At 60.4% G+C, this 13,077-nt stretch carries 14 protein-coding genes; 8 read left to right on the forward strand and 6 right to left on the reverse strand.

Features of this window, described 5'->3' with window-relative positions:
* The first annotated feature begins 14 nt into the window (after positions 1-14).
* Positions 15-1,433, forward strand: coding sequence for a sodium/proline symporter (locus tag LVD12_RS07500; protein ID WP_237067063.1), 1,419 nt, complete (start codon positions 15-17; stop codon positions 1,431-1,433).
* 562 nt (positions 1,434-1,995) lie between these two features.
* Here the strand turns inward: LVD12_RS07500 and LVD12_RS07505 are convergent.
* The 5 genes from LVD12_RS07505 to LVD12_RS07525 form a co-directional block, all read right to left on the reverse strand.
* The gene (locus tag LVD12_RS07505) at positions 1,996-2,562 is read right to left on the reverse strand and encodes a YceI family protein (RefSeq protein WP_237067065.1); all 567 of its coding nucleotides are present in this window, start codon (positions 2,560-2,562) and stop codon (positions 1,996-1,998) included.
* Between the two features lie 13 nt (positions 2,563-2,575).
* A complete protein-coding gene (locus LVD12_RS07510) occupies positions 2,576-3,187 on the reverse strand; it encodes a cytochrome b (protein WP_237067067.1) in 612 nt (203 codons plus the stop codon).
* A 185-nt stretch (positions 3,188-3,372) separates the two neighbouring features.
* Positions 3,373-4,041 carry a hypothetical protein gene (locus LVD12_RS07515; protein ID WP_237067069.1) on the reverse strand — a complete coding sequence of 223 codons (669 nt, stop codon included), beginning with the start codon at positions 4,039-4,041 and terminating at the stop codon, positions 3,373-3,375.
* Positions 4,042-4,140: 99 nt separating this feature from the next.
* Positions 4,141-5,094, reverse strand: a complete 954-nt coding sequence (corA, locus tag LVD12_RS07520) for a magnesium/cobalt transporter CorA (RefSeq protein WP_237067070.1) — start codon at positions 5,092-5,094, stop codon at positions 4,141-4,143.
* A 158-nt stretch (positions 5,095-5,252) separates the two neighbouring features.
* Positions 5,253-5,690, reverse strand: coding sequence for a host attachment protein (locus LVD12_RS07525; protein ID WP_237067072.1), 438 nt, complete (start codon positions 5,688-5,690; stop codon positions 5,253-5,255).
* A gap of 322 nt (positions 5,691-6,012) precedes the next feature.
* Here LVD12_RS07525 and LVD12_RS07530 point away from each other — a divergent pair, with 322 nt between their 5' ends.
* Both LVD12_RS07530 and LVD12_RS07535 read left to right on the forward strand, forming a co-directional pair.
* Positions 6,013-6,441: an Hsp20/alpha crystallin family protein gene (locus LVD12_RS07530; RefSeq protein ID WP_237067074.1), complete on the forward strand. Its 429-nt coding sequence runs from the start codon at positions 6,013-6,015 to the stop codon at positions 6,439-6,441.
* Between the two features lie 81 nt (positions 6,442-6,522).
* Positions 6,523-6,939: a CBS domain-containing protein gene (locus LVD12_RS07535; RefSeq protein WP_237067076.1), complete on the forward strand. Its 417-nt coding sequence runs from the start codon at positions 6,523-6,525 to the stop codon at positions 6,937-6,939.
* 75 nt (positions 6,940-7,014) lie between these two features.
* Here LVD12_RS07535 and LVD12_RS07540 read toward each other — a convergent pair whose 3' ends face one another.
* A complete protein-coding gene (locus tag LVD12_RS07540; protein ID WP_237067078.1) occupies positions 7,015-8,568 on the reverse strand; it encodes a phospholipase D-like domain-containing protein in 1,554 nt (517 codons plus the stop codon).
* 206 nt (positions 8,569-8,774) lie between these two features.
* Between LVD12_RS07540 and LVD12_RS07545 the strand changes: the two genes are divergently transcribed.
* From LVD12_RS07545 to LVD12_RS07565, 5 genes are all read left to right on the forward strand, one after another.
* Positions 8,775-9,347 (forward strand): PhnA domain-containing protein, encoded by a 573-nt coding sequence (locus tag LVD12_RS07545; RefSeq protein ID WP_237067080.1) that lies wholly within the window; start codon positions 8,775-8,777, stop codon positions 9,345-9,347.
* 45 nt (positions 9,348-9,392) lie between these two features.
* The gene (locus LVD12_RS07550) at positions 9,393-10,403 is read left to right on the forward strand and encodes an AraC family transcriptional regulator (RefSeq protein ID WP_237067082.1); all 1,011 of its coding nucleotides are present in this window, start codon (positions 9,393-9,395) and stop codon (positions 10,401-10,403) included.
* A gap of 167 nt (positions 10,404-10,570) precedes the next feature.
* Positions 10,571-11,704 (forward strand): S-(hydroxymethyl)glutathione dehydrogenase/class III alcohol dehydrogenase, encoded by a 1,134-nt coding sequence (locus LVD12_RS07555; RefSeq protein ID WP_237067479.1) that lies wholly within the window; start codon positions 10,571-10,573, stop codon positions 11,702-11,704.
* Between the two features lie 33 nt (positions 11,705-11,737).
* Complete coding sequence (gene fghA, locus LVD12_RS07560) at positions 11,738-12,577, forward strand: S-formylglutathione hydrolase (RefSeq protein ID WP_237067085.1); 840 nt, start codon at positions 11,738-11,740, stop codon at positions 12,575-12,577.
* An 85-nt stretch (positions 12,578-12,662) separates the two neighbouring features.
* Positions 12,663-13,067 carry a GFA family protein gene (locus LVD12_RS07565; protein WP_237067087.1) on the forward strand — a complete coding sequence of 135 codons (405 nt, stop codon included), beginning with the start codon at positions 12,663-12,665 and terminating at the stop codon, positions 13,065-13,067.
* Positions 13,068-13,077 lie beyond the last annotated feature (10 nt).

A 13,077-nucleotide genomic window follows, 5' to 3' on the forward strand; every position in this document is an offset into this window, starting at 1 on the left:
AATAGGAGAGACCCGTGCTCGCCAGTTTTCTGTTTTTCCTCGCCATGTTCGCCGCCATCGGTGTCAGTTCCTATCTGAAAAGTCGCGGCACCAAACAGGATTACTACCTGGCCAGCCGGGATGTCTCGCCGTTCCTGGTCGGACTCTCTGCCGTTGCTACCAACAACAGCGGCTATATGTTTATCGGCGTGATCGGTTACACCTACGCCACCGGACTGGCTTCGGTGTGGCTGATGGTGGGCTGGATTCTCGGTGACTTCCTGGGCTCGCTGTGGGTGCACAAGTCACTGTGCCGCGCCACCCACAAGACCGGCGAATCCAGTTATGCGGGCGTGATCAGCTGTTGGACCGGATCACGGTTTGTCTATTGGCAGCGCCTGGCCGGCCTCCTCTCGCTGATGTTCCTGCTGGCCTACGCCAGTGCCCAGCTGGTGGCGGGCAGTAAGGCGCTGTATGTGCTGCTGGATCTGCCCATCTGGAGCGGCGCGGTCATCGGCGGCGTGATCGTGGCAGCCTACTGCCTGGCGGGGGGCATCCGCGCATCAATCTGGACCGATGCGGCCCAGTCCATCGTAATGATCGTGGCCATGGGCACGCTGCTGTATGTTGCCACCCAGTCCGTCGGTGGCGTGGGTGCTGCCATCCAGTCGATGGGTGAGGTGGATGGCTTCCTCAACTGGTACCCGGACAATATGCTGCTGCCGGGTCTCGCCGGTGGTGTGCTGTTTGCTGTGGGCTGGCTGTTTGCCGGTCTGTCTGTGATTGGCCAGCCCCATGTCATGGTGCGGTTTATGGCGCTGGAGTCCGAGCACCGCATGATCCATGCACGTTTGTGGTATTACCTCTGGTTCACGGCCTTCTATGCCATGGCCACCGGCGTGGGGATGCTGGCGCGCATCCTGCTCAGCGATGCGGGCAGCTTCGACGCGGAGCTGGCGCTGCCAATGATGGCAATGGACCTGTTGCCGCCGGTGATGGTGGGGCTGATCCTGGCCGGTGTGTTTGCGGCCACCATGTCCACGGCGGATTCCCTGGTGCTGAGCTGTTCCGCGGCTATCACTCACGATATCCATCCCCAGCGCACGGAAAAGACCTGGGTGCTGAAACTGACAACGGTGGCCATCACCGTCGGTGCTGTGGGTTGGGCATTGCTGAACCAGCAGAGTGTATTCAGCCTGGTGGTGATGTCGTGGTCGTCGCTGGCCTCCGCTTTCGCGCCGGTCCTGATCGTACTGGCACTGGGTGCGCGTCCATCGCAGGCGGTTTACATCACCATGAGCCTGGTCGGCCTCGCCACTGCGCTGACCTGGCGCTGGCTGGGCTGGCACAGTCATATCTACGAGGGGATGCCGGGCATTCTGGCGGGGCTGGCCGTGTATGGGGTGGCGCGCTTTGCGGTGGGCGTACCGGAGCCGAGTCGCGCGAGCGCGTAAGCTGGTTTCCGACACATCCTCTAAAGATGGTTCAGTGCCAGACTGCGTTCGGGGCCGGGCTGGACCTGTGGCGGCGGAGTATCAGGGCGGTCTTTCCGAAACCGCACGAGTACGTCCCTGTAGCTCTGTCGGCGCCCTCCCTGGCGCCGACAGTTTCTGAAAGACCGCCCTGACACTCCACCTTAACCCCTGGCTTCATTCCTCCGCAGACCATATCCATCTAGTTTGCTCTGCAAGGGGACCAGGCCAGATCTTAAGGGAAAGTGCCGGGCGCGAGCATCTCGAACCGTCGGCGACAGGGACGTCGCCGACGGAGCGTACAGGGATGTATTTACAGCGTTTCGAGATGCTCGCGCCCGGTGCTTTTCCGCCTCTCAGTAAGATCGGAGCCCTTACCAAAACTGGCATTGGCTGCCGGAATTCGGGTATACAACAAAACTCCCTGTCCATTACTGCACATACCATATCCTGCGTTTGCACTACCTTTTTACGAGACATGCGAAAACAAAAAAGCCCGGCAATTGCCGGGCTTTTCCATCCTGTAGGGGATGTGAGAAAGGTATTACTTACGAATACCTTCCACGTCCAGGATCATCTCCACGCTCTGTGAAGCCGGGCCTAGGTCGTAGTCGATGCCGAAGTCCTTCAGCTTGAACTCGGTGGAACCGGTGAAGCCCTGACGGTAGCCGCCCCAGGGATCCTTGCCGCCGCCGACGTGGCTGACGTCGATGGTAATCGGCTTGGTCACGCCGCGCAGGGTCAGGTCACCGGTCAGTTTGCCCTTGCCGTTGCCCAGAGGCTTGTAGCTGGTGCTCTTGAAAGTGGCGGTGGGGTATTTTTCGACGAACAGGAAGTCCTCTCCCCGCAGGTGCTTGTCGCGCTCGGCGTGGTTACTGTCGAGGCTGTTTACATCGATGTTTACATTGATGGACGAAGCCTCCGGCTTGCTCTCGTCGTACTGGAAAGTGCCGTTGAAATCATCGAAACGGCCATACAGCCAGCTGTAGCCCAGGTGCTTGATGCGGAACTGGATGAAGGCGTGGGCGCCTTCGGTGTCAATCACGTACTCGGCTGCCTGGGCGGTGGCGCCCAGCAGTGAGGCAAAGAGGAAAATAGCCAGTTTCTTCATGGACAGTGCTCCTTTATTTTGAGGTGCTCAGATTTTCGGTCGGTTGGTGTTTACTATCGCGTGACCCGTCTGGATTACCAGGCTTGCCCAGCATGCGCAGCAAGGTGGCGTCGCGATCGATAAAGTGGTGTTTCATCGCCGCCAGGGCATGCAGGGCGACCAGGCCCATCAGTGTCCAGGCAAGGATTTCATGAATCTCGCCGGCGATATCTTCCTGGTTGGGCAGCCCCTGCAGGGTGGCCGGCACGCTGAACAGGTCGAACACAGAGATGGCGCGGCCGTCGGCAGTGGAGATCAGATAGCCGGAGGTCATGATGGCGAGCAGCAGCAGGTAGATGCCGCCGTGGGCGAACCGGGCCGCCACTGTTTGCCAGCGCGGAGTGCCGGGGACGGCTGCGGGGGAGACATTCAAGAATTTCCAGGCCAGTCGCACCAGCAGGGCGATCAACAGCAGTATGCCGATGGCCTTGTGGATCTCGGGGCCCTGCCGGTACCAGGGGTCGTAATAGGAGAGCTGTCGCATCCACCAGCCGAGGGCAAACAGGCCGATCACCACTGGCGCCATCAACCAGTGGAACACAATGGCCACCCAGCCGTAAGCGGATTCGCTGTTCTTTGCTGCCACGGTTCAATTCCGTTTAAAACTTATGCGTTCTGGACCCGGCAGGGTTGCCGGAGAGGCGTTGATTATAAAAATTCTTCGATCCGGTAACAGCGAAAAAAGCCGAATGAACCTGTCGATAATTTCGCAGCTTGCCAGGCTGCAGGTCCGTTTAACGTGCGGCCTTGCCAGGGGGCGATTGGTGAACGTCAGTGGGGAGTGCCGCGGGTACCCTCGCGCTCGGCGGCGATCAGGATTCGTTCGAGGGCCTGTCGGTCCAGGTTACCGGAACGCCGGGCGATCTGTTCCGCCAGCCAGTCGGTGGAGTGGTGCTCGCCATCCAGGGCCAGCTTTTCCAGCTCCCAGATAACATTGAGGAGTTGCTGCCGCTCCAGGGCGTGTTCTTCACCGCTGGATGACGAGAACAGGCTCGGTTCCAGTTGCTCGATTTCGCTGCGCCTGACCACCAGCTCGGCCAGGCTCGGGTACCAGCGGCCGCTGAACGGCTCAGGGCGCCGGCGGTGGTCGAATGTGATGCGCAGGCGATTGCCGTCTTCATCCTCCAGCAGCGGTGTGTCCTGCTCATAGGCGGGCAGGGCCGGGCGCTGACGCAGGATACCGCTGATCGCTTTCCAGTCACTGGGGTTCTCTGCGCACAGGCGCAATGGCGTGCTCAGTTCCAGCACCGCCGGCCGATCCAGGTAGGCCACCTGCTGGCCGGGCCGGTACCAGTAGAGGTTGAGCTGATGTTCCTCGGCGAGGTCCGCCAGATCCGCGCTGGTGAATGGCTCTTCCGCCACGGCACTCAGGTGATTCACGGCCTGCTGCACACTGAGCCATTGTCTGAGATGAAAGGGTTTGTTGACGGCAGTGCCCATGCAAGCGCTCCACTGCGGCGAAACCGGCGGCGAGAATTTATCTGTCTGCGTCTCTCCATATTAGCAGTTCGCGGAAGGCTGCCGCGTGGCGGGGTGGACTCAGAGCCAGCCTTTCTTCTTGAAGTAGGCGTAGGGTGCGATACCTGACAGTAGCATCAGGAACAGGGCGAAGGGGTAGCCGCCGATCCATTTCAGCTCCGGCATGAAGTCGAAATTCATGCCATAGATGCTGGCCACCATGGTCGGTGGCAGGAAGACTACCGCGGCGATGGAGAAAATCTTGATGATCTGGTTCTGCTCGATGTTGATAAAGCCCTGGGTGGAGTCCATCAGGAAGTTGATCTTGTTGAACACGAACCCGGTGTGGGCCATCAGGGTGTCGATATCGCGGGTAATGTCGCGGAAACTCTCCTGCAGTTCCCCATCGATATGGATATGGCGTTGCAGGAAGGTGATCGAACGCCGGGTGTCCATCAGACAGAGCTGTACTTTACCGGTGCTGTCCTCGAGCTTGGCCAGATAGTCGATGGCGTCCTCCAGTTCGGCGGATTCATCTTCCAGCACCAGGTAGCTCACCTCGCTCAGCTTCACGTGAATGTCTTCCAGGGCGTCGGCCAGGTTCTCCACCTTCTGCTCAAACACCAGTACAGTCAGCTCCTGCGCGCTATGGGCATCCACTTGCTGGCGGCGGGCGCGCATGCGCAACAGGCGGAAATCGGCCAGCTCGGTGTCGCGAACCGTGATCAGGCGCTGGGGCTGGAGAATGAACGCCACCGTAGTGGTGTCATGGCGGCCCTCACTCTGGGACAGAAACAGCGAGTGAATGTGCACGCCGGCAGAATCGATGAAGTAGCGGGCCGAGGCCTCGATCTCATCCACATCCTCGGACTCTGGCAGCTCCGTGCGCAGCAACTGCTCCAACAGATCCCGCTCATCCTCCTCGGGCTCCTGGAGGTCGATCCACACCGCCTCGGACAGCTGTTGCCTGCTCATGGTCTCTTCGATGGTCTGCTCGCGGAGTGTCCCCCGGTTGATTTCGAAGAGTCGCAGCATTGCCTGTTCCCTAGCCTGAATGTGACCCAATGGTATCGGATAAGCCCGATGTGCCCAAGAGCTGAGTGGTGTGGGGAATTTGTCGTTGTCGGTGGGAAACGGAAACCGGCCGCAATGCGGCCGGTATCGGAGGAGCTGAATGGACTCGAGATCGAAACTCAGAGGAAATCCGGTAATTGCTTGCGGATCTCATCGGGGTTGTTGTGGATCATGTTCTTGCCGGTTTCCCCCACGATCGCGGCACGGGTGGTCGGCGAAAGGGCATGGCGCAAGGGCCCTACCATTTGCGGTTCGGCGACGATGTACAAATTCTCGTACTTACCCTCTTCGTGGGCACGTTCCAGCGCGTGGGCGATTTCCCGCGCAAATTTTTCCCCGCCGTCGCGTCTCAGGTCACTCATGTTGCCCATGGAGCGGGAGGCGTGGCCGTAACGGTCGAAAACGCGCCCCGGGGCGTCGGCGAGCAGATCCCGTCCTTTCATGCGCCCTTCCGGATAGTGCAGTACTTCCAGTTCCTTGAGCGCGCTGGCGCGGTGTTCAGCCTCGAACATGCGCGCATCGGTGTGATTGGCGACTAAAACCCAGGCTTTGGCCATGGTGAAACCTCCTCAATGTTACAGATTCATTCTAGTGCGATCGCGGGACTCTCACCGGAGAACTGTGCTCACGCTCCTGAGACAGGATGACGTTTTCCAGTCTGATGGTCAGGATTCCAATACCCGGGGGGCGCTCACCCGGCTGGCCGCGCTTTTAAAAAACTGCCTGTTATGAAACAGACATCCCTATGGAAAGGATTGGCGCTTCGATTGCTGGTATGGCGCATTAGAATCAGGGATGAATAAAAGTCCGGTGCGCCATTGGCTCACTGGACAGCACCTGCGAAATACCGGCAGGAGAAGCAAGAGCGAGGTAACCACCATGAGCCTGATACCGAGGGGATCACTTTTCGATCTCGACAACATGTTTGAGCAGATGCTCTCCCCCTCGCGCCTGGGCAGTGAGTCCAAAGAGGGGTTTTTCTCACCGAGAATCGACGTGCGGGAGACAAAGGACAGCTACGAAATCAGCGCTGAACTTCCGGGCGTGGAGAGGGATGATATCAACGTGACCCTGGAAGACGGGGTGCTGACGCTGGAGGCCGAGGTACACCGGGAAGAGAAAGAGGAGAAAGAGGGCCGCGTGATCCGGCAGGAACGCCGTTACGGGAAATACATGCGCAGCTTCAACCTGGGTGCGGATGTCAGCGAGAGCGACATCGACGCGAGCTTCAAGGACGGGGTGCTGACCCTGAAGGCCCCGAAGCGGGAAGTCACCCAGCCGCGGACGCAGCGCATCGAAATTCACTGAGAAACAGGGTGCAGTCGCGGGCGTGCTCCCTCCACCTTAGAGTGCCTTCAAGGCACCAGTGATTGTCAGAGGAGGTCCGCCATGAGAGTAGGGGAAGCAATGCACCAGGGGTGCACCTGGGTCAGCCCGGATACGCCCCTGACGGAGGTTGCGCAGATACTGCGGGATGAAGACATCGGCTCGGTGCCGGTGGGCGAGGACGATCGCCTGATCGGCATGGTCACCGATCGTGACATCACCATACGCGGGGTGGCTGAGGACAGCGACCTGTCTTCGATGTGCGCCCGCGATGTGATGACCGAAGGTATTGAGTGGGTGTGGGAAGACGATGACATGGAAGCCGCCCTGAGCAAGATGGAACAGCAACAGCTCCGGCGTATGCCGGTTATGAACACCGACAAGCGGATGGTCGGCATCCTGAGTATGGGGGATATCTCCCACTCATTGAATCACGACCTGTCCGGTGAATTTGCGTCGGCCGTTTCCGCGCACCACTGAAACCATGAATGAAGGGCACCGCGCCGAGGGTATCGGCCCGGTGCTTTTTTGTGGGCAGCGGTCACTGACTGGGTTCTACAGCAGATGTTCGATCGGTAGCCAACTGCTCAATTTCGAGCCCACTCTCTGCAGGGCACTGGCTCCGGGATCACGCTCATGGGTGACACCGTCTGGCCCCTGCCACAGGAGAATCCCATCGCGAAGAGCCAGCGTATAGGCGTTTTGGCGGATATTGGCGGTGAAATTTTTCGTGACCTTGCCCGCGAGGCCCGGTACGTCGATCAATAACCCGAGCTCCGTATTCAGGTAAAGGGAGCGCTGGTCAAAATTGAAGGAACCGGCATAGATAAGCCGGTCGTCGACAGCGAACAATTTGGCGTGCAGCAGCGAGCGGGAGTCCTCATGCCAGTGGTTGTTGTCGAAATCCAGGCTGCCTGACATCTCATAAAGATGGATGCCCGCACGGAGCATCGGCTCGCGGTATTTGCGATAGGGTCCATGCACCAGTACCAGGTCAGTGGAGGCCAGTGAATTGGTCAGCAGGTGAATCTCCACCCCGCGCGCTGCTGCGGCGAGCAGAGCTTCGAAATAATAGGGGCCGGGCAGCACATAGGGCGAGATGATGATCAGTCGCCGCTGTGCACCGGTAATGGCCTGCATCAGCTGGTCGCTGGCATAGAGGGCGCGCCCGCCGGCGGGGGCGGCCACTTTTTGCGGCGGGTCGACCAGAACCTCCGCCTCGCCCCAGTACCAGAGGTGATCATCGCGGCTCAGTGCGTCTACCACCGGTGACTGCTGCAGTCTCTGCCCATAATCACTGGAGAGCAACCGGTGCGACGATGCCTGCAGATCTGAATACAGCGCCGCGCGATGGTTGCGGTAGAGGCTGCCGGACACCACGGCCTGCAGGGGGAAGCTGTAACCGCTGTTCCAGTAGAGATCGAACTGGCGGTTGATGGGTGGCAGCGCGGCGCCGATGGTGATGATGTCCAGGTCGTGAAAAACCATCTGGTTGTCGATGCCGAAATATTTGTCCCCGAGGTTGCGCCCACCGATAAACGTCACCCGCCCATCCACGGTGAATGCCTTGTTGTGCATACGCCGCTGCAACTGGCAGAAATCTGCCAGCAGTTCGATTGCCCGGGTGCTGCGCTTCGGAAAGGGGTTGAACAGCCGCACCTCGATACCGGGGTGCTGGTCGAGGGCGGCCAGCAGGGTGACGCTGTCGCCGGTGGTAAAGTCATCGAGAAGGAAGCGGACCCGCACACCGCGATCGGCGGCATCGATCAGTTCGTGGGTCAGCAGGCGGCCGCTCTCATCGCGGCGGAATATGAAATACTGGATGTCGATCGAGCGCTGCGCTGCACGGATGGCTGCCAGGCGCACGGCAAGGGCGTCCTGTGCTGTGGTCACCGGGTAGACGCCGGTCTGCCCCGGGTGGGCAGCGGTGAGCCCATCTACCACTCGCGCCAGCGCCGAGTCCGGCGGGCCCAGCTGGTGCAGGCTCTCTGTTCGCGTTGGCGGTTCAGGAAAGTATGCCGGTCCCAGGCAGCCGCACAGCAACAGGGTCAATACTGGTAACAGCAACAGTGGGCGTGGCACCTTTTGGCGGCGCGGGAATGCTTCCATGCGGTCTCGCTGATGGGTAGGGTCTGGCGAAGAACGCCACGGGCAGTATAGCCGCCAGGGCGGGTGTGGCGCGTGGGGTCGCATTGGCAGGCCCGTTGGGCAGGCCCGTTGGGCAGGCGCATAATGCGCGGTTTTTGGACCGGGCCCGGGGATGGCTTGATGGCGCGGTTTACAGGCAGGGTGGCAGTCACCCGGGAGCAAGGCGAATGAGCATGGATCGGGAATTACTGGAGCGCAGCGGCGGCCGCTGCGAACTGTGCAGCGCCGAGAGCGGTCTGGACACTTACACGCTGCCCGGTTCAGAGGGACGGACCAATGCCGACCTGCTGCTATGCCCGACCTGCAGCCTGCAGCTCTCCGGCGGCGAGGCGCTGGACAGCAATCACTGGCGCTGTCTGTCGGACAGCATGTGGAGTCCGGTGCCGGCCGTGCAGGTTGCCGCCTGGCGGCTGCTGAAACGGCTTTCCGCTGAGACCTGGGCACAGGATCTGCTCGATATGCTCTACCTGGACGATGACCTGCGGGAATGGGCGGAGGCGGCGCCGCTGGCGTCCAGTGAAGAACGGGTCGTGCACCGGGACTGTAACGGCGCCGTGCTCGAGGCCGGCGATACGGTGACGGTGATCAAGGACCTGGATGTGAAGGGTACCAGCCTGGTAGCCAAGCGCGGCACGGCTGTGCGCGGGATCAGCCTGACGGATAACCCGGAACACATCGAAGGCCGGGTCAACGGCCAGCGTATCGTGATCCTGACCAAATTCGTCAAGAAGTCGGGTTGAGCACGCAGCGATGGGGGCGCGCTTTCCGGTGCAGAGGGAGCGGTGGTGAAACCGATCTACGAAATCCGCAGTGGCGCCCTGGCGGGGTTCAACCTTCTGGTGCCGCGACTGGGCGGGGATCCGGCGGAGTTGCTGGGGGAGGTGGGTTTACCCGCTGACTGCATGCGCCGCCCGGACCTGCTGATCCCCATTGCCACGCTGTCCGCGCTGCTCGATCTCTGCGCCGACCAGTTGCGTTGTGCAGACTTCGGCCTACGCCTGGCGGATATGCAGGGGGTCCGGATCCTGGGGGTGCTGGGGCAGCTGCTGATGGGGGAGGTGACCCTGCGCACCGCGCTGGAGAGTTCCCAGCGCTATATGGCCCTGCACAACCAGGCGGAGTTCTGGCGTATCCACGTACAGGGGGATGCCCTGCTGGCACAGCGCTATGATCACTTCGTGGAGCCGGTGGCGGCGATCCAGTACCGGGAGCTCTCTGTCGGTGCCTGTTACCGGCTGGTGCAGGACCTGGCCGGCCAGGATATTCACCCGCGGGAAGTGCATTTCCGCCAGCAGGCACTCTCATCCCCGGAGCGCTACCGGGAGTTCTTCAATGCGGAAGTGCACTTTGGCCGCGAATGCGATGCACTGGTGTTTGAAGCCGGCCTGCTGGAGCGCACTCTCTGCGCGCCGAGTACCAGCCTGCGGCTTTACTTTGAGGAGTTCACTCGCCAGCTGCTGGAAAAATACCGGCACAGCGTCGCCGCCCAGGTCAAGGCCCTGATCCTGCAGACTCTGGGCGCCCAGCGTCATACCCTGGCCCAGGTGGCGGGACTGCTGGAAATGCCGGCCCGCACCCTGCAGCGTCGTCTGGCGGAGGAGCGAACTTCCTTCAAGCAACTGCTACAGGACGCGCGTATGGAAACTGCCCGCTGGCACCTGCGCGCCTCCAGTATCGACATCAACCTGTTGTCCGCCACGCTCGGTTATACCGACATCAGTGCCTTTTCCAAGGCGTTCCGTGCCGTGCATGGCGTGTCTCCACTCCAGTGGCGCAAGCAGCAGCGGGATAGCTGAGGCACCGCTCGCCCGCCCGTGCTGTCACCGGGTAATTTGATGTCGCTTTGCGCGCCAATCCCCATCTCCACCCAGTGAACCCGCGTATCATGGTGACTGACAATGGTGACTCCAGCCCCTCCCGGGTGCCGGAGTCCCGAAGGATCACACTGCAAGCGAGGACCGCGATGACCATCACCCCGATCAAGTGCAAGGCCGCAGTGGCCTGGGAAGCCGGCAAGCCCCTGTCCATCGAAGAGGTGGAAGTGGCACCGCCGAAGAAGGGTGAAGTACGGGTCAAGCTGATCGCCTCCGGTGTCTGCCATACCGATGCATTCACCCTGTCCGGGGAGGACCCCGAGGGGATCTTCCCCGCCATCCTCGGCCATGAGGGTGGCGGTATTGTCGAATCCGTGGGTGAGGGGGTGACCAGCGTACAGGTGGGCGACCACGTAATTCCCCTGTACACGCCCGAGTGCGGCGAGTGCAAATTCTGTAAGTCCGGCAAGACCAACCTGTGCCAGAAGATCCGTGAGACCCAGGGCAAGGGGCTGATGCCCGACGGTACCACGCGCTTTTCCATCGACGGCAAGCCCATCTATCACTACATGGGCACTTCCACCTTTTCCGAATACACGGTGCTGCCGGAAATCTCCGTGGCCAAGGTCAATTCAAAGGCACCGCTGAAGGAGGTGTGCCTGCTCGGCTGCGGTGTTACCACCGGCATGGGGGCAGTGACCAACACTGCCAAGGTGGAGGAGGAGTCCACCGTAGCCATTTTCGGCCTCGGCGGTATCGGCCTGTCGGCAGTCATCGGCGCGGCCAAGGCGGGAGCCAAGCGGATCATCGGTATTGATGTGAACCCCGGTAAATTCGAGTTGGCAAAAAAGCTCGGCGCCACCGAGTGTGTCAATCCACAGGATCACGATCGCCCGATCCAGGAAGTGATCGTCGAGATGACCGACGGTGGAGTGGATTACTCCTTTGAGTGCATCGGCAATGTGAAAGTGATGCGCGCAGCTCTGGAATGCTGCCACAAAGGCTGGGGGGAATCGGTAATCATCGGTGTGGCCGGTGCTGGTCAGGAAATCTGTACCCGCCCGTTCCAGCTGGTGACAGGCCGGGTATGGCGGGGGACCGCATTCGGTGGCGTCAAGGGCCGCTCCGAGTTGCCGGGCTTTGTCGAACGCTACCTGGCCGGTGAATTTTCCCTGAATGATTTCATTACCCACACCATGCCGCTCGAAGACATCAACGACGCGTTCGAACTGATGCACCAGGGCCGCAGTATCCGCAGTGTTATCCATTTTGACCAGCACTGAACATCGAGCACCAGAAGGACATAACAACAAGCCATGAAACTGATCAGTGAAACCAAGGCCTTCGACGGCCGCCAGCAGCGTTTTGAGCACACATCGAAATCCCTCGACTGCAGTATGCGCTTTTTCGTGTTCCTGCCCTCGCAGGCGGAAAACAAGGCGCAGCGGTTCCCGGTGCTCTATTGGTTGTCCGGGCTTACCTGTACCGATGAGAATTTCAGTCAGAAGGCGGGCGCGCAGCGCATGGCGTCGGAGTTGGGGATTGCCCTGGTGATTCCCGATACCAGTCCGCGGGGGGACGACGTGGCCGATGACGACGACTACGATCTGGGGCAGGGCGCCGGCTTTTACCTGAACGCCACCCAGCAGCCGTGGAAGCCGCACTATCAGATGTACGATTACATCGTCGATGAACTGCCGGCCCTTGTGGAAGCCGAGCTGCCGCTAACCGATCGCCGCGCTATTGCCGGCCACTCGATGGGCGGTCATGGTGCACTGGTGATCGGCCTGCGCAACCCGGAACGCTACACCTCGATCTCCGCCTTCAGTCCTATCTGTAATCCCATCAGCTGTCCGTGGGGTGAGAAAGCCTTCAGCGCCTACCTGGGCGCCGACCGCCAGACTTGGGAGGAGTACGATGCGACGGTACTGCTGAGCCGCGCCACCGAGCGGCAGCCGATCCTGATTTCCCAGGGGGAAAACGACGAGTTCCTCGAGCAGCAGTTGAAACCCAATGCGCTGGAAACCGCTGCCGAGGCCGCCACTTACCCACTCAAGGTCCAGCATCACGCCGGCTATGATCACAGCTATTACTTCATCGCCACCTTTATCGAGCAGCACCTGCGCTTTCACGCTGATTACCTGTTGAAGCCCTGATGGTTGAGGCTAACAAAACCATGGTGCTTTCAGGTCACTGCTAAGCTGCAGTACAAGACTGAATCGAGAAAAACTGGAGCTGGATATGACGGCGCTTTATCAGTTCTCCTGCGACTGCGGGGCGGTGGGCTTCGAGTGCCAGGGTGCACCAAAAGTCCGAGGTTTCTGTCACTGCGATGACTGCCGCAGTTTCCTCAAGGTGCCCTACCACTCGGTGGATGCCTGGGAGGCGGAGAAGCTGAAGGTGACGAAAGGCGAAGACCAGATCGCCGTCTTCCAGCACCCTGAAAAGAAGATGAAGCGCTTCTTCTGTAAAAATTGTGGCGAGACGGTGTTCAACAGCAATGCCATGGACTGGCGTATCGTGTCGCAATTACTGGTGCGCCGGCAGAACCGGGGCGCAATACCAGATGAGCTGGCCTCAAAGAGTCATTTTTATTACGGGCAGCGCATCATCGATATCGATGATGAATTGCCCAAACGGGATTGACGCCAACCAC

This window comes from Microbulbifer guangxiensis (assembly GCF_021729075.1).
GTDB classification, from domain to species: domain Bacteria; phylum Pseudomonadota; class Gammaproteobacteria; order Pseudomonadales; family Cellvibrionaceae; genus Microbulbifer; species Microbulbifer guangxiensis.

Excerpts from the sequence above, each read along its gene's own strand:
- LVD12_RS07505 (WP_237067065.1), bottom strand. The coding sequence starts at position 2,562 with ATGAAGAAACTGGCTATTTTCCTCTTTGCCTCACTGCTGGGCGCCACC.
- LVD12_RS07515 (WP_237067069.1), bottom strand. The coding sequence starts at position 4,041 with ATGGGCACTGCCGTCAACAAACCCTTTCATCTCAGACAATGGCTCAGT.
- corA (WP_237067070.1), bottom strand. The coding sequence starts at position 5,094 with ATGCTGCGACTCTTCGAAATCAACCGGGGGACACTCCGCGAGCAGACC.
- LVD12_RS07525 (WP_237067072.1), bottom strand. The coding sequence starts at position 5,690 with ATGGCCAAAGCCTGGGTTTTAGTCGCCAATCACACCGATGCGCGCATG.
- LVD12_RS07530 (WP_237067074.1), top strand. The coding sequence starts at position 6,013 with ATGAGCCTGATACCGAGGGGATCACTTTTCGATCTCGACAACATGTTT.
- LVD12_RS07535 (WP_237067076.1), top strand. The coding sequence starts at position 6,523 with ATGAGAGTAGGGGAAGCAATGCACCAGGGGTGCACCTGGGTCAGCCCG.
- LVD12_RS07540 (WP_237067078.1), bottom strand. The coding sequence starts at position 8,568 with ATGGAAGCATTCCCGCGCCGCCAAAAGGTGCCACGCCCACTGTTGCTG.
- LVD12_RS07545 (WP_237067080.1), top strand. The coding sequence starts at position 8,775 with ATGAGCATGGATCGGGAATTACTGGAGCGCAGCGGCGGCCGCTGCGAA.
- LVD12_RS07555 (WP_237067479.1), top strand. The coding sequence starts at position 10,571 with ATGACCATCACCCCGATCAAGTGCAAGGCCGCAGTGGCCTGGGAAGCC.
- fghA (WP_237067085.1), top strand. The coding sequence starts at position 11,738 with ATGAAACTGATCAGTGAAACCAAGGCCTTCGACGGCCGCCAGCAGCGT.
- LVD12_RS07565 (WP_237067087.1), top strand. The coding sequence starts at position 12,663 with ATGACGGCGCTTTATCAGTTCTCCTGCGACTGCGGGGCGGTGGGCTTC.